The organism is Roseovarius sp. 10 (genome assembly GCF_033100315.1).
In the GTDB taxonomy this organism is placed as follows: Bacteria; Pseudomonadota; Alphaproteobacteria; order Rhodobacterales; family Rhodobacteraceae; genus M30B80.
The window spans coordinates 346,967-367,220 of the sequence record NZ_JAWLVH010000003.1 but is presented as its reverse complement, the minus strand read 5'-3'; the positions used below and the strand labels follow the sequence as shown (position 1 = coordinate 367,220).

Genomic DNA, 20,254 nt, shown 5'->3' with positions numbered 1-20,254 from the left:
GGTTTACAATGGGGTCAGGGAGTATGCGCCATGAACATGCAAGCACAGACACGCAAAGGTCGAAAATTCGATCAAGTCATTGATGGCGCGCGTAATATTTTCCTAAGCCAAGGGTTCGAAGGGGCAAGTGTCGATGTGATCGCGCGCCAAGCAGGCGTGTCCAAAGCCACGCTTTATTCGTATTTCCCCGACAAACAAGCGTTGTTTATGGCGGTTCTGAACCAAGAATGCGACCTGCAACGCCGCGCGCAAATGGATATCGAATTTCTGCAGCGCGATGTTCGCGATGCCTTGCACCATTTGGCCTATTCGATGCTTGAATTTCTGATGTCGGACGAAGGTGTCTCGATCTTCCGCGTCTGCGTGGCTGAGGCCCAAAGGTTCCCCGAATTGGGGCGTGCTTTCTATGAAACAGGCCCTTCAACGGCCATGTCCCATGTCGCAGGCTATTTTAGCACGCCAAAGGTGGGCAACATGCTCGATATAGATGACCCGATGAAGGCGGCGGATTTGTTCATGAAGCTGTGCCGTGGTGATCTAATGCTGCGCCGTCTTTTATGCGTCAGCAGCGAAGCCACCCATGAAGAAGTGTCCGAAGCCGCAGATGAGGTGGTGGCTACATTTATGGCACGGTATCGCAAGGCCTAATCTACAAGGGATTTGAACATAACAAGGGCGTCCACCAATCCTTTGCTTGGATGATCAAAGGCTTGTGGCAAACGGCCCACAATCTCGAAACCTGCCTTTTGCCATGTCGCAACCGCACGCGTGTTTTCCGAAACGACAAAGTTATACTGCATCCCGCGATAGCCTTCGGCGCGGGCAGTCTGGAGCGAATGCGCCAACATCGCGCGCGCAATCCCGCGCCCCTGCGCCGCAGTGGCAGTGATATACCCACAATTGCAGATATGGGCGCCGCCGCCCGCCTGATTGGGACGGATATAATAGGTGCCAACGACCTCACCCCCGTGTTCTGCTATGAACACCGACTTTTCGGGGGCTGTCCAAAAGGCCAAGGCATCGACCGCGGATATGTCAGGGTCGACTGTATATGTATCACCCGCCCGAAACACAGGCAGCACGAGGGATACAAGCGCCGCATCATCGCGTGCCGTTTTTGGACGAATTGTGATTTCGATTTTCGCGTTCATGTCGCGCAAATGGCCACGCCGCGCCCCAAAGCGCAAGATGGCAGCTTGCTATAACCCCCGATTCTCTCTATATGACGGAACAACAGGTGCTTGGGGGTCCAAACTCCACGCTCCACCCTAGATGCTTCCGCGGGCCCTGTGGCCCGTTTTTTTATGTCCATAGGTCTTATGTCCAACCTGATCGCAAAATCGAGCATTGATCGCCGCATGGCTGAGATCATCACCCCTGTCATCGAAGATATGGGGTTTGAACTGGTGCGCGTGCGCCTGATGGGCGGCGAGACAAAAACCCTGCAGGTGATGGCAGACCGCCCCGAAGGCGGGATCAATGTGGATGATTGCGCCGATATCTCAACGGCGATTTCGGCAAGCCTTGATGTCGAAGACCCGATTGAGGGGGCCTATAACCTGGAAGTTTCTAGCCCCGGTATCGACCGCCCGCTGACGCGGTTGAAGGATTTTGATATCTGGCAGGGCTATGAAGCCAAACTTGAAACAAGCGAAATGATCGATGGCCGCAAGCGCTTTAAGGGTGTTTTGGCAGGGATCGAAAACGATGAAGTGCTTATCAATGTTGAACAAGGTGGCGAGACGGTCACCCTTGGCCTCGATTTTGATTGGCTTTCAGATGCGAAGCTCGTTCTGACCGATGACCTGATCGCCGAGATGCTGCGCCAGCGCAAAGCCTCGGGGGTCATTGACGAAACCCAATTTGATGAAATCACGCAAGAGCCCGAAGAGGCGGAGGACTGAAAATCCATGGCTATTACATCAGCAAACCAACTTGAGCTGTTGCAAACAGCAGAGGCCGTTGCCCGCGAAAAGATGATCGACCCCGATCTGGTCATCGTGGCAATGGAAGAAAGCCTCGCCCGCGCCGCGAAATCGCGTTACGGCTCGGAATTGGATATCCGCGTTTCGATTGATCGCAAGACAGGCCGCGCGACATTTACCCGTGTCCGCACTGTGGTTGAGGAAATCGAAAACCATTTCATTGAAATGACACTGCGCGATGCGCGTGCCTATAAGGCAGATGCAGAAATCGGTGACGAGATCATTGATGAAGTGCCCCCTGTTGAAATGGGCCGTATCGCCGCGCAAAGCGCCAAGCAGGTGATCCTGCAAAAAGTGCGCGAAGCTGAGCGTGATCGCCAATATGAAGAATTCAAAGACCGTGCAGGCACAATCATTAACGGTGTCGTAAAGCGCGAAGAATATGGCAATGTGATTGTCGATATTGGCCGTGGCGAGGCAGTTTTGCGCCGTAATGAAAAAATTGGGCGCGAAAGCTATCGCCCCAATGAGCGCATCCGCTGCTATATCAAAGATGTCCGCCGCGAGGCGCGCGGCCCTCAGGTCTTCCTCAGCCGCACCGCGCCCGAATTCATGGCGGAATTGTTTAAGATGGAAGTGCCTGAAATTTACGATGGCATCATCGAGATCAAGGCCGTTGCCCGTGACCCGGGCTCTCGCGCGAAGATCGCGGTGATTTCCTTTGATAACTCGATTGATCCCGTTGGTGCTTGTGTGGGTATGCGCGGCAGCCGCGTACAGGCTGTGGTGAACGAGTTGCAGGGCGAAAAAATTGACATCATTCCATGGAATGAGGACGCCCCAACCTTCCTTGTGAACGCGCTGCAACCTGCCGAAGTGACCAAGGTGGTTTTGGACGAAGATGCAGGGAAAATCGAAGTGGTTGTTCCTGACGAACAGCTGTCTCTTGCCATCGGGCGCCGTGGTCAAAACGTGCGTTTGGCAAGCCAGTTGACAGGGCTTGATATCGACATCCTCACGGAAGAAGAAGAAAGCGCGCGCCGTCAGGCCGAATTCGCCGAACGCACCAAGCTGTTCATGGACACATTGGATTTGGACGAATTCTTTGCCCAACTTCTGGTATCCGAAGGCTTCACCTCTTTGGAAGAGGTTGCCTATGTCGAGCAAGAAGAATTGCTTGGCATTGATGGTGTCGATGAAGCAACCGCGGACGAGCTTCAGGCCCGTGCGCGTGACTATATCGAAGAGCAAAATCGCAAAGCCCTCGAAAGCGCCAAGGCGCTTGGTGTCGAGCAAAGCTTGATTGATTTCGAAGGGCTAACGCCACAGATGCTTGAGGCGCTTGTCCAAGATGGGGTCAAAACGCTGGAAGACTTCGCAACCTGTGCTGATTGGGAATTGGCAGGCGGTTGGACAACCGTAAACGGCGAGCGCGTCAAAGATGAAGGCGTGCTTGAGAAATTCGATGTCAGCCTCGAAGAAGCCCAGAATATGGTCATGTCCGCCCGTTTGGCCTTGGGTTGGGTAACCGAAGAAGACCTTGCATCTGACCAAGAAGACGCAGGCGAAGAAGAAGAGTAAGCCCGATTTCAGGAGCCAAATCCATGTCCCGTGGCGGTGCCACCAAAACCAAAGACACGTCCGAGCGGCGCTGTATCGCAACAGGCGACACAGCGCCAAAGGCGGGGCTGTTGCGTTTTGTGGTCAGCCCTGAGAATGTGGTGACGCCCGATATCCTTGAACGCCTACCGGGCCGAGGCATATGGTGCAGCGCTGATCGCGCGGCGGTGGAATTGGCGGTCAAGAAAAACCTTTTCTCCCGCTCAGCCAAAGCGCAGGTGACTGTGCCAGATGATTTGGTGGGCACGCTTGAAACCCTGCTTGCGCGGCGCATTGGCGATTTGATTGCCTTGGCGCGCAAATCTGGTGATGCCGTTGCAGGGTTCGAAAAGGTCAAAGATTGGCTTGCCACGCGCCCTGTGCGGGTGCTGCTGCAAGCTTCGGACGGGTCTGAACGGGGAAAGTCCAAGCTTTGGACGCCTGAGGGCGCGCGTTACTTCGATTGCCTAACCGCTTTTGAATTAGGTTTGGCATTCGGGCGAGAAACTGTGATACATGGCGCGCTGGCGACTGGCGGACTCGGCGATCGTGTTGTAGAGGAAGCAGCAAAGCTGCAAGGGCTGAGGCCCAAAACCAGCTTGAACAACGGCAAGACCGTTGGGAAGGACAAGAAAGACGCATGAGCGATCAAGACGGAAAAAAACCACTCGGACTATCTGGCGGCGCCCGCAGCGGACGCGTGAACCAGAGCTTTTCGCGTGGACGCACGAAAACGGTTGTTGTGGAAACCAAGCGCAAGCGCGTGATGGTTCCCAAATCGGGTGCAGGCGGCAAAGATGATGGCACGGGTAATATGGAGGGTGGCAACGCTTCCGCCAATCCAGAACTCGAACGCCGTATGAAGGCCGTAATGGCCGCCAAGGCCCGTGAGGCCGAAGAAGAAGAACAGCGCCAGCGCGAAGAGCAAGAACGCGAAGAAGAGCGTCAGCGCCGCCGCGCCGAGGCCGAGGCCCGCGAACGCGAGGAGCGTGAACGCGAAGAGGCCATCCGCGCCAAGGAAGAAGAAGAGCGCCGCCGCCTTGAGGAATCAAAGGCTGCAAAGTCCCGTAAAGCGGACAGTGCCCCCGTGGTGACATCCCCCGCAGATCTGCCTGATCCTGCGGTGGCAGCTGCCCGCGCGAAATCAGCCGCAGCACCTGCGCGCCGTGATACGGATCGGGACGACAAGCGCGAGCGCGTCTCGAAAGGTGATCGCGACAATGATGGCCGCCGTTCCGGCAAGCTGAGCGTCAATCAGGTTTTCTCTGATGGCGAAGGCGGGCGTCAGCGCAGCCTTGCTGCCATGAAACGCAAGCAGGAGCGTCAGCGCCAGAAGGCGATGGCATCCCAAGGTGACCGCGAAAAAATCGTCCGCGATGTGCAAATTCCAGAAACCATCGTGGTTTCCGAATTGGCCAACCGCATGGCCGAACGCGTGGCCGATGTGGTTAAATCGCTGATGCAGATGGGCATGATGGTCACGCAGAACCAATCCATCGATGCCGATACGGCGGAATTGATCGTCAGCGAATTCGGTCACCGCGTGCAGCGCGTATCTGACGCGGATGTGGAAGATGTGATCAAGGTCGAAGAAGACAACCCAGCCGAGCTGCAACCACGGCCACCCGTCATCACGATCATGGGCCATGTTGACCACGGCAAGACCTCGTTGCTTGACCGCATTCGCAAGGCCAATGTTGTCTCTGGCGAAGCAGGCGGGATCACGCAGCATATCGGGGCCTATCAGGTGCGCACCGAAAGCGGCGCGCTTTTGACCTTCCTTGATACGCCGGGTCACGCGGCTTTTACCTCCATGCGGGCGCGTGGGGCGAATGTCACGGATATCGTGGTGCTTGTGGTTGCCGCCGATGACGCAGTGATGCCGCAGACCATCGAAGCGATTAACCACGCCAAGGCGGCCAAAGTGCCGATGATCGTGGCGATTAACAAAATCGACAAACCCGCTGCCAACCCTGACAAGGTGCGCACCGATTTGCTTCAACATGAGGTGATCGTTGAGAAGATGTCAGGTGAGGTGCAGGATGTCGAAGTTTCCGCCGCCACTGGCCAAGGTTTGGATCAATTGCTTGAATCCATCGCGCTTCAGGCCGAATTGCTTGACCTGAAGGCGAACCCTGACCGCTCAGCCGAAGGGGCCGTCATCGAGGCGCAGTTGGATGTGGGCCGTGGCCCTGTTGCGACTGTTCTGGTGCAACGCGGCACGCTGAAACAAGGCGATATCTTCGTTGTGGGCGAGCAATGGGGTAAAGTCCGCGCGCTGATCAACGATCAGGGCGAGCGCGTGAAAGAAGCGGGGCCATCCGTTCCTGTTGAGGTTCTGGGCCTGAACGGCGCACCCGAAGCGGGTGACGTTTTGAACGTGGTGCAAACCGAAGCACAAGCCCGCGAGATCGCGGATTACCGCATCCAAGTTGCCAAAGACAAACGCGCCGCAGCAGGTGCAGCAACAACCTTGGATCAGCTTCTGGCGAAGGCCAAGGCGGATGAAAACGTAAAAGAATTGCCCATTGTGGTCAAAGCGGACGTTCAAGGTTCGGCCGAAGCCATCGTTCAGGCGATGGAAAAAATCGGTAATGACGAAGTGCGCGTGCGCGTTCTGCATTACGGCGTGGGCGCGATCACTGAATCCGATATCGGCTTGGCCGAGGCTTCGGGTGCGCCTGTCATGGGCTTTAACGTTCGTGCCAATGCCCCTGCGCGCAATTCCGCCAACCAAAAAGGTGTTGAAATCCGCTATTACAGCGTGATTTATGACCTTGTGGATGATGTGAAGGCGGCAGCTTCAGGTCTTCTTGGTGCTGAAATTCGTGAAAACTTCATCGGCTACGCCCAGATCAAAGAGGTGTTCCGCGTCTCTGGTGTTGGCTCGGTTGCGGGCTGTCTGGTCACCGAAGGTGTCGCGCGCCGCTCGGCGGGTGTGCGCCTGTTGCGCGATGATGTCGTGATCCACGAAGGCACGCTAAAAACCCTCAAGCGCTTCAAAGACGAAGTCAAAGAAGTGCAATCGGGTCAGGAATGCGGCATGGCCTTTGAGAATTACGATGACATCCGCAAAGGCGATGTGATCGAGATTTTCGAACGCGAAGAAGTTGAGCGTAAGCTCAGCTAAGCCGTTCTGAACATGACAAAAAAGCGCGCCCCACGGGGCGCGTTTTTTTATGCTGATCCTTTGGCAACCTCAGGATTCAACCGCCAAACCTCAAAATTCAACGCGCCTGCAATGGTGACCCAAAGCAGATAGGGCACAATCAAAGCGCCCGCGAGCGGATCAAGCGCCCAGAAACTCAGCATTGTTCCCAAAACCGCAACCCAAAGCGCGCTGAGGATGACCATACCCGCGCGAATGCGGCGCAAGCCAAAGAAAACGGGGCTCCATAGCGTGTTCAGCGCGATTTGCAGCGCCCAAAATCCCATCGCATGGCCATTTTCCGCCACCAATGCCACGCGCGCCGCTGCATAGGCGGAGGCGATATAAAGCACTGTCCAAGCAACGGGAAAGAGCCAATTCGGCGGCGTGAAAAATGGCTTCCGCAAATCGCGATACCACGCGCCAGGGGGAAACATAGATCCCGTGGCCGCAGCAGCAGCGCAGGCGGCAAAAAATAATATGAAAACAGACCAATCCATGATGGGTCAGTTAGCGCGTTATGGGTTCGGTTCCAGTATGCGCCCGCGATCTTGCGCCTCTAATTGCGCCAGAACAGATATGACCTGATCACTCCATCCTGCGCGATCTGGTTGCCGCTTGGCGGCGGCATCAACCAAAAAGCGGGTTTCTTCCAAAGGGGGGGCATAAAGCATCGGGCTGCGCGGCGCCAAAGTGATGATCGTGGCCTGAATTGCAGAATAGCTGAGCAACCCAAATTTTTGTCGCGCCGTTGTGAAAGCGCGTTGCGTGACGCCATCATACCCGCGCCGCGCCACAGCACCGCCAATTGCATCATAGCAGTGTCGCGCCGCTAAAATCCCCGCACGGCTGATCAAGGGTAATTGCGACACACCCGCCTCGGAGCGTTCATAAAGCCTGCGCGCCTCAGCCAAGAGCCTGCGATTGATCCGCCGAAGGGCAGGGGAAATACGCGGATCTGCGAGAAAGCGATCAAGGTTAACACCTTCTTCCTCAAGCCAATCTAGGGGCAAATAAACGCGCCCTGCGCGGGCATCTTCGCCCACATCGCGGGCGATATTGGTTAATTGCATGGCCACGCCCAGATCACAGGCGCGCGCCAATGCATCGCCCGAACGCACCCCCATCAATACGCACATCATCGCCCCGACAGCCGAGGCAACCCGTGCCGAGTAACCACGCAAATCTGACAAGGTGTTATAGCGCCGCTCGGTCGCATCCCATGCGAGGCCCTCAAGCAGGGCTTCGGGCAAGGCGCGGGGCATTTCGAAATCCTGCACCACCGCAGCAAAGGCGCGATCAGCGGGACAGTCGACAGGCCGCCCGCAATAGATACGATCCAACCGATTACTAAGATCAAGAACGGCATGTGCCTTGTTCTGGCTGAAATCCACTGCATCATCGGAAATACGACAGAATGCATAAAGTGCCAGCGCAGGATCGCGCACTCTGCGCGGCAAGATACGCGATGCAATATCGAAGGAATGTGACCCTTCGGCAATTGCCGCGCGGCAATAGGCAAGATCCTGATCGTCAATCATTCTGCGGCCATCTTTATCTCATGGCCAGATGAAACGGAGACCGCATCTGGCACCAGTTTTGCCAACACTTCAGCCGATGAAATGACCCCAGGCAAACCCGCCCCAGGATGCGTGCCTGCCCCAACGAGATAGAGACCTTCCGCCTCCTCCGACACGTTATGGGGACGAAAATAGGCGCTTTGCAGGATACGCGGCTCGATTGAGAAGCCAGACCCGTTGGGGGAAAGATAGCGACTTTCAAAATCTGCGGGGGTCAGCACCTCGGAGGCGGAAAGATGCGTGCCCAAATCAGGCAATAGTTGATCTTCCAAAACCTGCTGCACTTTTTGGCGATAGGCTTCGCCCATCTTGGCCCAATCCACAGGATCATCAAACCCCAGATGCGGCACAGGTGAAAGGGCGTAGAACGTATCATCCCCCTCTGGCGCGCAGCTTGGGTCAGTCACCGAGGGGCGATGAACATAAAGGCTCATATCTTCGCTAAGTTTGCCTTTGATAAAGATATCTTTGACCAAACCACGATACCGCGGGCCGTTGAGGATCGTATGATGACCCACATCCGCCCATTTGTTGCGCGTGCCGCGTGTTCCGAAATACCACACAAAAAGACCCATCGACCAACGCGCGCGGGTTAATTTTCCATCCGTCCAACGGCGGCGGGGGCGATTGCGCATCAAATGCTTATAGGTATGGCCCGCATCCGCGTTTGAGACGACAATATCCGCCGCAACAGCCTCGCCCGTGGCAAGGCGCACACCTGTGGCGCGGTTATCCTGAAAGATGATTTCATCCACAACGTGATGAAAGCGAAGCGCGCCGCCTTGGTCCTGAACAACGCGGGCCATGGCCTTGGCAATCGCGGCGACACCGCCCATCGCATAATGGACACCGAATTCTTTTTCGAGATGGCTGACCAAGATATACATCGAGGTCACGTTAAACGGATCCCCCCCGATAAAGAGCGGATGAAAACTAAACGCCATCCGCAGTCGTTCATCCTTAAACCGCTTTGCCGCATGCGCATAAACCGAGCGATCCGCACGCAGCATGCCGAATTTTGGCAAAACCTTGATCAAATCCCACAGCTTGTGCATGGAACGGCGACCGAGATCTTCGAACCCAAACCAATAGCGCGCGGCGCTGTCCTGCAAGAACCGCTCATAGCCCTTGGCATCTTGTGGCGATAGGCGCGCCACTTCGGCGCGCATCGCATCGGTGTTTTGACTGGCGGTAAAATGTGATCCGTCTGGCCAACGGATTTCGTAAAATGGCTCAATCGGGCGCAGATCAACATCCTGATCGAAATCGCGCCCGCAAGCCGCCCATAATTCCCGAAACACTTGTGGCACGGTGACAATGGTCGGGCCGAGGTCAAAGCGATGCCCGTTCTGGTAGAGCGCAGAACCACGCCCCCCCGCCATATCCAATTTATCAATGACCGTGACGCGATAACCCTTCGCCCCCAACCGCATGGCCGAGGCCAATCCCCCCAACCCCGCCCCAATCACAATCGCATGGGGGCGAGCATCGCCCGCATTTGGGGCAAAGCCTGATCGAGGATCGCTATGCACTCGGTGGTCATCCATCATAGGCCCTATCGTAAACTGTCTAGTTTAATTTACAACATGAATTCACAGCCAAAGCCGATCACGAATACAAGCGCACCAATAAAACAAAAGAAATCATGGAAATATATTGTTCTCTTTCCTTTATTAGCTAAATCTGTCACTATTAGTTGACAGATAAAAAGATCGACCATGCAATCTGTAACGCTAAGCTTATTTCGATTTGGAACCGTCTCCGCACGGATGTGGGCCTTTGCCCAAATGGCAACAGCACGATTCGCCTTGCGCCGTGAGGCGGGGATCGGGTTTTTCAAATTGCTTGGCTCAGGCACGGGTGAGGGATTTACGCCCATTCCGAATGTTTCGGTTTATGCCATCCTTGCCACTTGGCCCGACCATGTGACCGCACAATCGCTGATTGCAAAAAGTCCAACCTTCCGCCGCTATCGCGCACATGCAGTCGAAGATTGCACCCTGTATCTCACCCCCAGCACAGCGCGGGGGGAATGGGATGGGCAAGCGCCGTTTGTGACCGAGTCAGAGCCAACAAACGGCCCGATTGCGGCGCTGACCCGCGCCACAGTAAAACCCCTAAATGCGCTGCGCTTCTGGCGGCGCGTCCCTGATATTTCGCAGGTCATTGGCGATGATCCTAACGTTCTGTTCAAGATCGGCGTTGGCGAAGTGCCTCTCCTGCATCAGGTCACGTTTTCAATTTGGCCAGACACGCAAACCATGGCGCGTTTTGCACGCCATGACGGCCCGCATGCCCGCGCCATAAAAGCCGTGCGCGATGGCGCATGGTTCAAAGAAGAACTCTACGCCCGCTTTGCCCTAAAAAATATAGAAGGCACGTGGGAGGGCGGCTGCCCCCTGCAATCCCGTATCCCGACCTATGAAAGGCCCATTATATGAGCCATGCTTTTCCTTTTTCTGCCATCGTAGGCCAAGATGCGATGAAACAAGCCATGCTTTTGACCGCTATTGATGCGGGCATTGGCGGCGTTTTGGTTTTCGGGGATCGCGGCACGGGGAAATCAACCGCCGTGCGAGGCTTGGCCGCTTTGCTGCCACCGATTACGGCGATAAAGGGCTGCCCTGTGAATTCTGCCACTGAGGCAGACATACCTGATTGGGCCAATGTTGCGGATCGCGAAGTGGTCGAAAAACCCACACCCGTGGTCGACCTGCCACTTGGCGCAACAGAGGATCGCGTGGTCGGGGCCTTGGATATCGAAAAGGCGCTCGCCAAGGGTGAAAAGGCCTTTGAAGCAGGCCTTCTTGCGCGGGCCAATCGTGGCTATCTCTATATTGACGAGGTCAACCTGCTCGAGGATCACTTGGTCGATCTTTTGTTGGATGTGGCGCAGTCTGGCGAAAATCTGGTCGAGCGGGAGGGTCTCTCAATCCGCCACCCTGCACGATTTGTTTTGGTGGGTTCGGGCAACCCAGAAGAAGGCGAATTGCGGCCCCAACTTTTGGATCGTTTCGGCCTTTCCGTTGAAGTGAAAAGCCCAAAGGATATCGACACACGCATTGAGGTCATCAAGCGCCGCGATGCCTTTGACCAAGACCGTGCGAAATTTGTGAAATCCTGGGCCAAATCGGATGAGGCTATCCGCAAATCCATCACTGCCGCGCGCAAACGCCTGCCAAAAATCCGCACAAGCGATGCGATCTTGAAGGATTGCGCCGCCCTGTGCCTTGAACTTGGATCAGACGGGTTGCGCGGCGAATTAACCCTGTTACGCGCCGCCCGCGCGCAAGCCGCGTTCGAGGGATCCTCCGAAATCACACGCGCGCATTTGCGGGCCGTTGCACCCATGGCGCTGTCACACCGCTTGCGCCGCGACCCGTTAGATGAGGCAGGCTCAACCACGCGCGTGATGCGCACAGTTGAGGCTGTGCTGCCATGACATCAGCACAGGACAGATGGGCCAGTTTCAATCTGGCCATCGCCCTGTTTGCGATTGATCCCGCACCCCTTGGGGGTATTTGGCTTCGGGCCCGCGTTGGCCCCGTTCGGGATCGGATTATTCAGGCTCTAAACAAGGCGTTAGAAACTGATTTTTTTCCGCGCGTTCACCCAAATATCAGTGATGAGGCCCTGTTTGGCGGGTTAGACCTAAGCGCAACCTTGGCAACTGGGCGCCCTATTCAAACAGAGGGACTTCTCAACAAGGGCGGCACAGTGATCCTGACAATGGCCGAACGTGCCGAATCCGCGCTTTTGGCACGATTGGCGGGGGCGTTGGACGCTGAGACAGGCTTGTCGATTATTGCCCTCGATGAAGCCGCCGAAGAAAGCGAAGGGTTGGGGCATAGCCTCAGTGATCGCCTCGCGCTGCATCTGCAGCTTGATGCTATTCCACAATCGGCGGCGCAGGAAATGGAATTTGACAGCGCAGCTTTGACCGAGGCGCGTGCGCGCTTACCCCATGTGCGACATGCGCCTGACGACTATCGTGATCTGTGCTTGGTGGCTGAGGCGCTTGGCGTCACATCCTTGCGCGCCGTTCAGCACGCGCTGCGCCTTGCCCGCCATTCAGCGGCCTTGATGGGGGCGGATCAGGTCGAACAGGCGGATTTGCAACTGGCTGTGGAATTGGCCCTTGTCCCACGCGCCACGCAAATCCCAGAACCAGCCCCGCCTGAACAAGCGCCCCCACCACAACCACAAGAACCAGAGGCGCAAGAAAACCCGTCCGATCCCGAAGATCCGCAAAAGGAGGGGGAGGATCTTCCCCCTTTCGAGGCGTTGATCGAGGCAGCAAAGGCCATGCTTCCGCCCGACCTCTTGGCACGATTGGCAGCACAGCGCGCCGCACGGCAAAGCCAGGGCAGCTCAGGAACGGGAAACCGCAAGAAGGGCAATCATCGTGGCCGCCCCGTTGCCTCGCGCAGTGGCGAATTGGGGGGCGGCGCGCGGATTGATTTAATGGCAACCTTGCGCTCCGCTGCCCCATGGCAAGGGCTGCGCGCCCAGACGACAGCGCCCAAGCCGCGCGGCCTGCATATCCGCAAAAGTGACATCCGCGTAAAGCAGTTTGAACAAAGCTCTGACAGGGTGATTATCTTTGTGGTGGATGCGTCTGGCTCTAGCGCGATGTCCCGCATGGCCGAGGCCAAGGGGGCGATTGAGTTGATGCTGGCAGAGGCCTATGCGCGGCGCGATCATGTGGCCTTGGTTGCGTTTCGCGGCGCAGGGGCGGATATTTTGCTAAACCCCACGCGATCCCTCGTGCAGACCAAACGCCGCTTGCAAGACTTACCAGGTGGCGGGGGCACACCGCTTGCCGCAGGGCTGAAATCGGCTCTTGATCTGGCGGTTCTCACAAGTGGAAAGGGAATGACGCCGTCCATCGCGGTTCTGACGGATGGGCGCGCGAATGTCAGTCTGGATGGCAGCGCAAACCGCGCGCAAGCGGGCGAAGATGCGCAGAATATGGCAAAGGCCCTGCGCGGTCGCGGTGTTCCCGCGATTGTCATCGACACGGGGCAACGCCCAACGCGAGGGCTGGATGATCTGGCCAAGGTAATGGGCGCGGCTTACGTGCCGCTTCCGCGCGCAGATGCCAAATCCCTCAGCGCCGCTGTCGAGGCGGCATTGCCAAGCGCATGAGCGGGCTTGCGGATATTCCAAGCAACTGGCCATGGCGCGCCCATAGCCAAATCATCGCATCCCATCCCCATCGGTGGCATGTGCAGATTATGGGCACAGGCCCTGATCTGGTTTTGATCCATGGCGCAGGCGCATCTACGCATTCTTGGCGGGCCATGATGCCACTATTGGCACAAACTCATCGCGTCATTGCCTTTGATCTGCCAGGTCAGGGCTTTAGCCGTGCTGGCACCCGCAGTCGGTCATCCCTGTCCTTGATGGCGCAAGACGTTTTGCGGCTGCTGCAGGGCCAAGGCATCACGCCCGAGGTGATTATTGGCCATTCTGCGGGGGCCGCGATTGCCTTGCAGCTGATGCTGCTTGCGCCTGATACTGCGCAAGGGGTCGTGGCGATCAACGGGGCGCTTGAGAATTTCTCTGGCGCTGCGGGTTGGCTCTTTCCGATCATGGCAAAAATGATGGCGATGAACCCGCTGACGGGGCTTTTCTTAGGCTCGGGGATGAGTGACCGCAGGCTGATTGCCATTTTGCAAACAACAGGCTCAGAACCTGACGCAGAAACCTTGGGCCATTATCGCGAATTGATGCGCAGGCGCGCGCATATCGAAGCAACTTTAGCAATGATGGCGCAGTGGGATTTAGAGGCGCTGCACCGCAGCCTTCCCCAGATCACAGCGCCAATCCTGTTCTTGCATGGCGCTAAGGATCAAGCAGTTGCACTAGAGGTCGCCAAACGCGCCCAAGGGATGGTGCCACAGGGCACCATGAAGGTGATTTCAGATGCAGGGCATCTTTTGCCTGAATCACATCCCGCCGAGGCGGTTGCTGCGATCGCGGACTTCGTCCAATCGCATCGAAAAAAATGAAAAAGGGCAGATCAATGTCTGCCCTTTTCACTGCCGTCACAAAACGATGCGGTTACTGCGCCGCAAGGCTTGCAAGATATGCATAGACGTTTTTCGCGTCTTCTTCACCACGGACACGGAACGCCATAGCGCTGCGTGCGCGGTTGTCACCGGTTGCTTCTCTCAAAAAGGCGGTCGGGTCTTGCACATAGGCCACAAACGCCTCTTCCGTCCAAACAACCCCTGCTTCACCTGCGGCGGTGATAGATGGAGAATAACGGAAATCTTCGATCGAAGCCGCAGGACGACCTGCAACGCCGTAAAGATTTGGGCCTGTGCGGCCATTGCGGCCTGCCAGAGTTTCACCTGCATCGTTTGCCACCACGTGGCAGGCGACACATTGATTGAAGACACGCTCACCTGCAGCCGCATCACCCGATGCGCCATGGCCATCCGCGAAGGCGGACGTTGCAGCGCATAGTCCTGCGACTGCTGCGATGATTGCAGATTTTTTCATGGTTCTCTCTCCCTCGGTTAAAGGTAACCGCTCAGCAACCTAGCCCTTTTTCAAGCCGCTCCAAGGGCAATTTACAGAAAACTTGTCACATCTACGCGACTGCATGCGAAACAGCGCATTGTTTCCAGAGTGTTTTCAGGGCCAAAACGAGATATTCGATGTCCTCATCCGTGTGCAAAGGGCCAGGGGTAAAGCGCAGGCGCTCGGTGCCTTTGGGAACTGTAGGATAATTGATTGGCTGCACATAAATGCCGAATTGTTCCATCAGAATATCCGACAGCATTTTGCATTTCACGGGGTCTTTCACCATCACAGGAATGATGTGGCTGTCATTGTGGACATGCGGGATGCCTTCGGCATCAAGACGGGCGCGCAAACGAGCAACTTGGCGTTGCTGCATGTCGCGCTCATAGCTTGAGTTTTTCAGATGATGAATCGAGGCGCGCGCGGCCGCCGCAACGGCAGGGGGCAGCGCCGTTGTAAAGATAAACCCGCTGGCAAAGCTGCGGATGAAATCCACCAATGCATGGCTGCCCGTGATATAGCCACCGACCACACCATAGGCCTTGCCAAGCGTGCCTTCGATCAGGGTGATGCGATCCATCAGCCCTTCGCGCTCAGCGACACCGCCGCCGCGCGGGCCATACATGCCGACCGCGTGAACCTCGTCAATATAGGTCATCGCGCCGTGCTTTTCGGCCACTTCAACGATCTCGCGGATCGGCGCAATGTCACCATCCATCGAATAGACCGATTCAAACGCGACAATCTTGGTCGCATTGGCGGGCAATTCTGCCAATTGCCGATCCAAATCAGCGACATCGTTGTGCTTCCAAACCCGCTTTTCGCATCGTGCATGACGGATGCCCTCAATCATAGAGGCGTGATTCAACGCATCCGACAAAATCACCGCATTCGGAAGACGGCTGCCCAAAGTCGACAGGGCGGCCCAATTTGAAACATAGCCCGAAGTGAACAGAAGGGCCGCTTCCTTACCGTGCAGGTCAGCCAATTCCGCCTCGAGCAATTTGTGGTGATAGGCATTGCCCGAGATATTGCGCGTGCCGCCTGCACCTGTGCCGCAGGCCTCGACTGTGTCGATCATTGCCTTGATCACATCGGGGTGCTGGCCCATGCCCAAATAGTCATTTGAGCACCAAACAGTGACTTCTTCTTGACCTTCGCCGTGATTTTGGACACGGGGGAAATCTCCACATTTGCGCTGCAATTCTGCGAAGACGCGATAATTGCCCTCTTGTTTCAGGGTGTCCAACTGGCTCTGAAAGAGTTTGTCAAAATTCATCGCACGTCCTCATTTTGCAAAATGGCGATCTGGGGGCCGTCTTGGCCATTGCTTTGGCGAGACGGAAGCATCCACCGCCACAGCCGTTCATCGGGAAGGGGCAGAACCATGAACCAATGCTCCAACAAAGCGAGCATGGTCAGGGCTGCCAATAAAGCGAAACCAATCTCTTGCGACATGGTTTGCGCGCTCCAAATCCGCTCCATCCAACAGGCAGCGGCAAAGCTGAGGCCCGTGATCGAGAGCGGAAACAGCCAATTCATCCGCGCGGTGCGAAAGTGACTTGGCAAATGGTTCAGGGGTTCGGGAATGAATTCCACATTGATTTTTCGCACCCCAAGATAAAGGTTCAGCTTGGCGCTGATCCGCGCGAAAAACAGAATGGCGAATGTCCACATCCCAAAGGGGTTCACCGCATCAAGGCTAAACAGGATCATCGTCACCATCATGAACACCAACAGAAGTTCATGATAAGCAATGGTGCCCCATGCGCGGATAAAGCGTTCCCACTCAGGAACCCCATCCCTCAGACGGTTGCGATTGGGGCCTGTGATGACACCCGTCAAAAAGGCAAGCTCAATCCAACCCCAAAGCGCAATGGCAGATAAAAACGCCACATAAACCCCTGCTAGGCTCTCGTCATAGCGGGATTCCAAAAACCCAACCGCACCCAAGATCAAAAAGGGCAGGTTCATCAAAACGGCCCAAATTCGGGCCTGACGACCTGCCTGATCTGCGCGCCGCACAACCAAAAGGATTGCCCCTGTGGAAAACCACCACAGGAACAAGGCGACCAAGGCCGCCACCCAAGGATTATGCAGCGCAGCCGCGATCAATAGACAGGCTCCATCCGCGTGCTCACAGGCACGGCATGAGATTTGGCAGGGATCGTATACAGCGCCACAAAGGCCAGACCCGCACGAATGCTGGCGCCAATTCGCTTGAAGAATTTGCCATGCGCCTTGGCATCGGCCAAATCCGCATTGGCGGCTTGCAAGGCCGTCAGACCTTTCTGCCAACGGGGATGATCAATGTCCAAAGTGATTGGGAAAATCTGCTTTGAGATGTCACTGGTTTTGCGGAACACTTCGTGGCCATACCAATCGGTATCTACACCCAAAGCCTCGTGAAAAGCGGGGCGTTGGTGGTCGCGCACATACATCGTTGCGAACACGGCCGTGAGGAAGAATTTGATCCACAAAACATTCACGCCACGCGTCAACTTGGGGTCAGTCTTCATCAACAGCGCGAATGCCTCGCCATGGCTGAACTCATCATTGCACCATTCCTTGAACCATTTGAAAATCGGATGGAACCGATGTTCAGGATGCGCCTCAAGATGGCGGAAGATGGTGATATAACGCGCATAGCCGATCTTTTCGGACAGATATGTGGCGTAATAGATGAATTTTGGCTGGAAATAGGTGTATTTCTTGGCTTGCGTCAGAAAGCCCAAATTCACCGCAATCCCCGCTTCCCGCAGCGCGTCATTGATAAAACCTGCATGGCGGGCTTCATCACGGGCCATCAACTGGAACAATGTGGTGATGTCCTCATTGCTGCCGCGCCGTTTCATTTCTTTGTAGAGAACACAGCCCGAGAATTCGGCCGTGCAGGAGGAAACAAGGAAATCAATGAATTCCTTTTTCAGCTTTGGCTCCATCCCATCCCAATCGATGTGATCCCAATCTTCGTTTTTCTTGAAATGGCCCTTATTGGGGTCGGATTTCATTTGATCAATCAGCTGATCCCAATCGCTGCGGACTGATGAAACATCAATCGCATCCAATTCGTCAAAATTGGTCGTGTAAAACCGCGGGGTCAAAAGCGTGTTTTGCATCGCAAGCGCGGTTGCGCTTTCACTATCAACCACTGCTTGTTCGTAATTGCGTGCCGCCAAAGCGTCTTCAACGGTGGTCGCATCTGCGGAATGTTTTGCTTGGACATTCATAGCGAAACCTCCTCTGAGAAACTAAATTCACACAGCTCCATGAACTCGAAATCACCTGTCATTTTTGTCCAAAGCTGTTCGATTTTGCTGGCGCGGGTGATCGTGGCGGTGCGGGTTTCACACACCACTTCGCCATAAGGCGCCATCACTGGTGCGCCATGCACCAATACCTCGTCACCTGGATTAATGGTTGCGCCGTTCAAGAATTTCACATGCGCGTGCAGGCTTTCGAATTTGTGGCTCACCTCAACCTCGCAAGGGGCCGTTTCGGTCGTTCTGGTCATCCATCCCATGGGTCATTCCTCCATGATGCGGGCAAAAACCCGCTCGTTATCCGCGCCAAAGCCATAAAGCTCGGTGCGGAAATCCGTCAGATCATCGCGTAGGGCGAGGCGGCCATCGGCCATTCGAACCAAACGGATTGGACCGCTGCCAGATGCGCCAACAGCGCCGCGGCGGCGTTCAAGCACGCGATAAATCCCCGCGACAAAGCCACCTTCCTCTTTGCTCAAGGTGACAATCACATTGCCTTCGGTATCCATCACGCGTGCTGATCCATCCATAGAGCCAAAAATCTGGATCAACCGCTCTTCCACAACGGGCAGTTCATCCGCGGATGGGGGCATTGCCGCGAGCGGGCGATCCGTCAGCTTGGCATAGGTCACGATGACAAGAACGCTCATGCACAGCACAAACATTGCGCGCACCAGAACCTTGGGCACCATTTCGCGGTCACGTTCGACCAGTTTATCTTCAGGGCTCATTGCCATAATCAGATCCCCCTTATTCTGCCGCAACCGCGCCACTTGGCGCAGGATCACGTTTGACAACGGGTTGGCTGACCACGGTTTCTGCCGCCTCAGACAGGATCGCAGCCACGTTTTGCGCATCAGGAATGCAACGCAACGCAGGTTGGGTGTTTTTCATCACCCATGGCCGCACATGGGGCCATGTGTTCAGATAGGATAACCGCACATTGGATGGCATCAATTCCAAGGCAATCGTGCCAGTCCCATCCTTGCGCAATCCCAAATTCGCATTGGCCACCTGACGGTAGGGCAGGTTCAACGTCATCGTCAAAGCCGCACCAATCCGCATGGCAACACGGCGATTTGTGATGGTGTAAACCGTTGCTTTGGCTTGGACATAGGCCACACCCAAAAGCAGAACCGCAACAATCGCGCCAAGCACCAAGAAGAAGGATGCAGCAATCGCACTGTCGGCCCATGAGGTGACGGCAGCCCCAGATGTGGTGCGCCAAGCGAAGAGGAATAGGAAATATCCAACGACCCACCAGAAACTCAGCGCATCTTTCGCCAGAGCAAACCAATGGGGTGCGCCCTGCCAAAGAATTTCTTCTCCAGCAGGGGGCTTTTCGGGCAAACCACGAACAGGCTCGGTCTGAAAGTCGTCATGTGGCATGGGTCGTCCTCCTTTAGAGGTGGTAAGAAATTACAAAAGCGGGTCTGTCCGCTCTTGGGAGGCGTAGAGCGTGCCGCCACCGTAGAAGCCTGAGATTTTATCTTCCTCAAGCAAGGTCACTTGATTGGGTGACTTGGTGACAGGGACTTTGGTGAACTGCTCTGCAAAGATCGAATTGACGACAACGCGGTCAGATTTGATCTTGGCCATCTGGATCGGAACCAAGCGGGCGGTTCCGTCAGCAACTTCAACCTCAAGATACCGCACCAATTGCTCGGGCGCATCGACCCACATATCAGTCACAGTGCCTGCTGCAGCGCCATCCCCCGCGATAACCGCAAGGCCACGCGGATCACGACCCGCTGAAACGCGGTAATCGTCCATCTGCCCCATAGGGACAATTTTCGGATGACCATGGCCGTCCAATTCGGGCAGGTCACGGCGCTTTGCCCAGCTTGCAGGGCCAACACCATCAACCATTGGATCGCCAGTGGGCTCAAACGGATAGCCATTCGCAGCATTGGTCTGACGCAGAGCCAGATTGTCACGCGCTTGCACATCCTTGCCTGGAACAGTGACTTCACCGCGGCCATGCATCAGTTTGAACGTCTTTTCCTTTGGCAAAGGAAAAGGCCCCTGATTGGCGGAAACGCTGCCATCATCATTCTCCAGCGGATAACCTTCCCGCATATTTTCAGTTTGCAGATAGTAAATCAGTAGGGCGAAGAAGATCCAAAACAGCCAAATAGACAGGCTGGCCAGATCAAAATTGCCGAAAAATGCATTTTCCATGGATTTTATCCTCCTAGGTTCGGC

General features: G+C 55.8%; 21 protein-coding genes. 9 read left to right on the top strand and 12 right to left on the bottom strand.

Annotated features, from left to right (window positions below):
* The first annotated feature begins 30 nt into the window (after positions 1 to 30).
* A complete protein-coding gene (locus tag RYZ18_RS12215; protein ID WP_317657133.1) occupies positions 31 to 648 on the top strand; it encodes a TetR/AcrR family transcriptional regulator in 618 nt (205 codons plus the stop codon).
* Here the strand turns inward: RYZ18_RS12215 and RYZ18_RS12210 are convergent.
* Complete coding sequence (locus RYZ18_RS12210; protein ID WP_317657131.1) at positions 645 to 1,151, bottom strand: GNAT family N-acetyltransferase; 507 nt, start codon at positions 1,149 to 1,151, stop codon at positions 645 to 647. The genes RYZ18_RS12215 and RYZ18_RS12210 overlap by 4 nt on opposite strands.
* 168 nt (positions 1,152 to 1,319) lie before the next feature.
* Here RYZ18_RS12210 and rimP point away from each other — a divergent pair, with 168 nt between their 5' ends.
* From rimP to infB, 4 genes are read left to right on the top strand one after another with little or no spacing between them, the layout of a single operon-like run.
* Positions 1,320 to 1,904: a ribosome maturation factor RimP gene (rimP, locus tag RYZ18_RS12205; protein WP_317657304.1), complete on the top strand. Its 585-nt coding sequence runs from the start codon at positions 1,320 to 1,322 to the stop codon at positions 1,902 to 1,904.
* Positions 1,905 to 1,910: 6 nt separating this feature from the next.
* Complete coding sequence (gene nusA / locus RYZ18_RS12200; RefSeq protein WP_317657130.1) at positions 1,911 to 3,506, top strand: transcription termination factor NusA; 1,596 nt, start codon at positions 1,911 to 1,913, stop codon at positions 3,504 to 3,506.
* A gap of 23 nt (positions 3,507 to 3,529) precedes the next feature.
* The gene (locus RYZ18_RS12195) at positions 3,530 to 4,168 is read left to right on the top strand and encodes an RNA-binding protein (RefSeq protein WP_317657129.1); all 639 of its coding nucleotides are present in this window, start codon (positions 3,530 to 3,532) and stop codon (positions 4,166 to 4,168) included.
* Entirely contained in the window at positions 4,165 to 6,654 is a 2,490-nt protein-coding gene (gene infB / locus RYZ18_RS12190; protein ID WP_317657128.1) for a translation initiation factor IF-2, read from the top strand. Before RYZ18_RS12195 ends, infB begins: the two co-directional genes overlap by 4 nt.
* 47 nt (positions 6,655 to 6,701) lie before the next feature.
* Here infB and tspO read toward each other — a convergent pair whose 3' ends face one another.
* The 3 genes from tspO to RYZ18_RS12175 are packed head-to-tail and all read right to left on the bottom strand — an operon-like array spanning position 6,702 to position 9,799.
* On the bottom strand, positions 6,702 to 7,172 hold the full coding sequence (gene tspO / locus RYZ18_RS12185) for a tryptophan-rich sensory protein TspO (RefSeq protein ID WP_317657127.1): 471 nt from the start codon (positions 7,170 to 7,172) through the stop codon (positions 6,702 to 6,704).
* An 18-nt stretch (positions 7,173 to 7,190) separates the two neighbouring features.
* A complete protein-coding gene (crtB, locus tag RYZ18_RS12180; protein ID WP_317657126.1) occupies positions 7,191 to 8,213 on the bottom strand; it encodes a 15-cis-phytoene synthase in 1,023 nt (340 codons plus the stop codon).
* Positions 8,210 to 9,799 (bottom strand): phytoene desaturase, encoded by a 1,590-nt coding sequence (locus RYZ18_RS12175; protein ID WP_317657125.1) that lies wholly within the window; start codon positions 9,797 to 9,799, stop codon positions 8,210 to 8,212. Before RYZ18_RS12175 ends, crtB begins: the two co-directional genes overlap by 4 nt.
* 171 nt (positions 9,800 to 9,970) lie before the next feature.
* Between RYZ18_RS12175 and crtA the strand changes: the two genes are divergently transcribed.
* The 4 genes from crtA to bchO are packed head-to-tail and all read left to right on the top strand — an operon-like array spanning position 9,971 to position 14,266.
* Positions 9,971 to 10,693 (top strand): spheroidene monooxygenase, encoded by a 723-nt coding sequence (gene crtA / locus RYZ18_RS12170; RefSeq protein WP_317657124.1) that lies wholly within the window; start codon positions 9,971 to 9,973, stop codon positions 10,691 to 10,693.
* On the top strand, positions 10,690 to 11,694 hold the full coding sequence (gene bchI / locus RYZ18_RS12165; RefSeq protein WP_317657123.1) for a magnesium chelatase ATPase subunit I: 1,005 nt from the start codon (positions 10,690 to 10,692) through the stop codon (positions 11,692 to 11,694). The genes crtA and bchI overlap by 4 nt, the downstream gene beginning before the upstream one ends.
* A complete protein-coding gene (locus RYZ18_RS12160; RefSeq protein ID WP_317657122.1) occupies positions 11,691 to 13,400 on the top strand; it encodes a magnesium chelatase subunit D in 1,710 nt (569 codons plus the stop codon). Before bchI ends, RYZ18_RS12160 begins: the two co-directional genes overlap by 4 nt.
* Positions 13,397 to 14,266, top strand: coding sequence for an alpha/beta fold hydrolase BchO (gene bchO, locus RYZ18_RS12155; protein ID WP_317657121.1), 870 nt, complete (start codon positions 13,397 to 13,399; stop codon positions 14,264 to 14,266). The genes RYZ18_RS12160 and bchO overlap by 4 nt, the downstream gene beginning before the upstream one ends.
* Positions 14,267 to 14,318: 52 nt before the next feature.
* Here bchO and RYZ18_RS12150 read toward each other — a convergent pair whose 3' ends face one another.
* From RYZ18_RS12150 to puhA, 8 genes are all read right to left on the bottom strand, one after another.
* Positions 14,319 to 14,762, bottom strand: coding sequence for a c-type cytochrome (locus tag RYZ18_RS12150; RefSeq protein WP_317657120.1), 444 nt, complete (start codon positions 14,760 to 14,762; stop codon positions 14,319 to 14,321).
* A gap of 91 nt (positions 14,763 to 14,853) precedes the next feature.
* Complete coding sequence (gene hemA, locus RYZ18_RS12145) at positions 14,854 to 16,065, bottom strand: 5-aminolevulinate synthase (RefSeq protein ID WP_317657119.1); 1,212 nt, start codon at positions 16,063 to 16,065, stop codon at positions 14,854 to 14,856.
* Positions 16,062 to 16,901 (bottom strand): putative photosynthetic complex assembly protein PuhE, encoded by an 840-nt coding sequence (puhE, locus tag RYZ18_RS12140; RefSeq protein ID WP_317657118.1) that lies wholly within the window; start codon positions 16,899 to 16,901, stop codon positions 16,062 to 16,064. The genes hemA and puhE overlap by 4 nt, the downstream gene beginning before the upstream one ends.
* Positions 16,898 to 18,016 (bottom strand): magnesium-protoporphyrin IX monomethyl ester (oxidative) cyclase, encoded by a 1,119-nt coding sequence (gene acsF / locus RYZ18_RS12135; RefSeq protein WP_317657117.1) that lies wholly within the window; start codon positions 18,014 to 18,016, stop codon positions 16,898 to 16,900. The genes puhE and acsF overlap by 4 nt, the downstream gene beginning before the upstream one ends.
* Positions 18,013 to 18,309: a hypothetical protein gene (locus RYZ18_RS12130; RefSeq protein ID WP_317657116.1), complete on the bottom strand. Its 297-nt coding sequence runs from the start codon at positions 18,307 to 18,309 to the stop codon at positions 18,013 to 18,015. The genes acsF and RYZ18_RS12130 overlap by 4 nt, the downstream gene beginning before the upstream one ends.
* 3 nt (positions 18,310 to 18,312) lie before the next feature.
* On the bottom strand, positions 18,313 to 18,786 hold the full coding sequence (puhC, locus tag RYZ18_RS12125) for a photosynthetic complex assembly protein PuhC (protein WP_317657115.1): 474 nt from the start codon (positions 18,784 to 18,786) through the stop codon (positions 18,313 to 18,315).
* A 13-nt stretch (positions 18,787 to 18,799) separates the two neighbouring features.
* Positions 18,800 to 19,438: a photosynthetic complex putative assembly protein PuhB gene (gene puhB, locus RYZ18_RS12120; protein ID WP_317657114.1), complete on the bottom strand. Its 639-nt coding sequence runs from the start codon at positions 19,436 to 19,438 to the stop codon at positions 18,800 to 18,802.
* A gap of 30 nt (positions 19,439 to 19,468) precedes the next feature.
* Complete coding sequence (gene puhA / locus RYZ18_RS12115) at positions 19,469 to 20,230, bottom strand: photosynthetic reaction center subunit H (protein ID WP_317657113.1); 762 nt, start codon at positions 20,228 to 20,230, stop codon at positions 19,469 to 19,471.
* Positions 20,231 to 20,254: the final 24 nt, after the last annotated feature.

Excerpts from the sequence above, each read along its gene's own strand:
- bchI (WP_317657123.1), top strand. The coding sequence starts at position 10,690 with ATGAGCCATGCTTTTCCTTTTTCTGCCATCGTAGGCCAAGATGCGATG.
- RYZ18_RS12210 (WP_317657131.1), bottom strand. The coding sequence starts at position 1,151 with ATGAACGCGAAAATCGAAATCACAATTCGTCCAAAAACGGCACGCGAT.
- tspO (WP_317657127.1), bottom strand. The coding sequence starts at position 7,172 with ATGGATTGGTCTGTTTTCATATTATTTTTTGCCGCCTGCGCTGCTGCT.
- infB (WP_317657128.1), top strand. The coding sequence starts at position 4,165 with ATGAGCGATCAAGACGGAAAAAAACCACTCGGACTATCTGGCGGCGCC.
- RYZ18_RS12195 (WP_317657129.1), top strand. The coding sequence starts at position 3,530 with ATGTCCCGTGGCGGTGCCACCAAAACCAAAGACACGTCCGAGCGGCGC.
- nusA (WP_317657130.1), top strand. The coding sequence starts at position 1,911 with ATGGCTATTACATCAGCAAACCAACTTGAGCTGTTGCAAACAGCAGAG.
- hemA (WP_317657119.1), bottom strand. The coding sequence starts at position 16,065 with ATGAATTTTGACAAACTCTTTCAGAGCCAGTTGGACACCCTGAAACAA.
- puhA (WP_317657113.1), bottom strand. The coding sequence starts at position 20,230 with ATGGAAAATGCATTTTTCGGCAATTTTGATCTGGCCAGCCTGTCTATT.
- rimP (WP_317657304.1), top strand. The coding sequence starts at position 1,320 with ATGTCCAACCTGATCGCAAAATCGAGCATTGATCGCCGCATGGCTGAG.
- RYZ18_RS12150 (WP_317657120.1), bottom strand. The coding sequence starts at position 14,762 with ATGAAAAAATCTGCAATCATCGCAGCAGTCGCAGGACTATGCGCTGCA.
- crtA (WP_317657124.1), top strand. The coding sequence starts at position 9,971 with ATGCAATCTGTAACGCTAAGCTTATTTCGATTTGGAACCGTCTCCGCA.
- RYZ18_RS12130 (WP_317657116.1), bottom strand. The coding sequence starts at position 18,309 with ATGGGATGGATGACCAGAACGACCGAAACGGCCCCTTGCGAGGTTGAG.
- bchO (WP_317657121.1), top strand. The coding sequence starts at position 13,397 with ATGAGCGGGCTTGCGGATATTCCAAGCAACTGGCCATGGCGCGCCCAT.
- RYZ18_RS12160 (WP_317657122.1), top strand. The coding sequence starts at position 11,691 with ATGACATCAGCACAGGACAGATGGGCCAGTTTCAATCTGGCCATCGCC.
- RYZ18_RS12175 (WP_317657125.1), bottom strand. The coding sequence starts at position 9,799 with ATGGATGACCACCGAGTGCATAGCGATCCTCGATCAGGCTTTGCCCCA.
- acsF (WP_317657117.1), bottom strand. The coding sequence starts at position 18,016 with ATGAATGTCCAAGCAAAACATTCCGCAGATGCGACCACCGTTGAAGAC.
- crtB (WP_317657126.1), bottom strand. The coding sequence starts at position 8,213 with ATGATTGACGATCAGGATCTTGCCTATTGCCGCGCGGCAATTGCCGAA.
- puhB (WP_317657114.1), bottom strand. The coding sequence starts at position 19,438 with ATGCCACATGACGACTTTCAGACCGAGCCTGTTCGTGGTTTGCCCGAA.
- puhC (WP_317657115.1), bottom strand. The coding sequence starts at position 18,786 with ATGGCAATGAGCCCTGAAGATAAACTGGTCGAACGTGACCGCGAAATG.
- RYZ18_RS12215 (WP_317657133.1), top strand. The coding sequence starts at position 31 with ATGAACATGCAAGCACAGACACGCAAAGGTCGAAAATTCGATCAAGTC.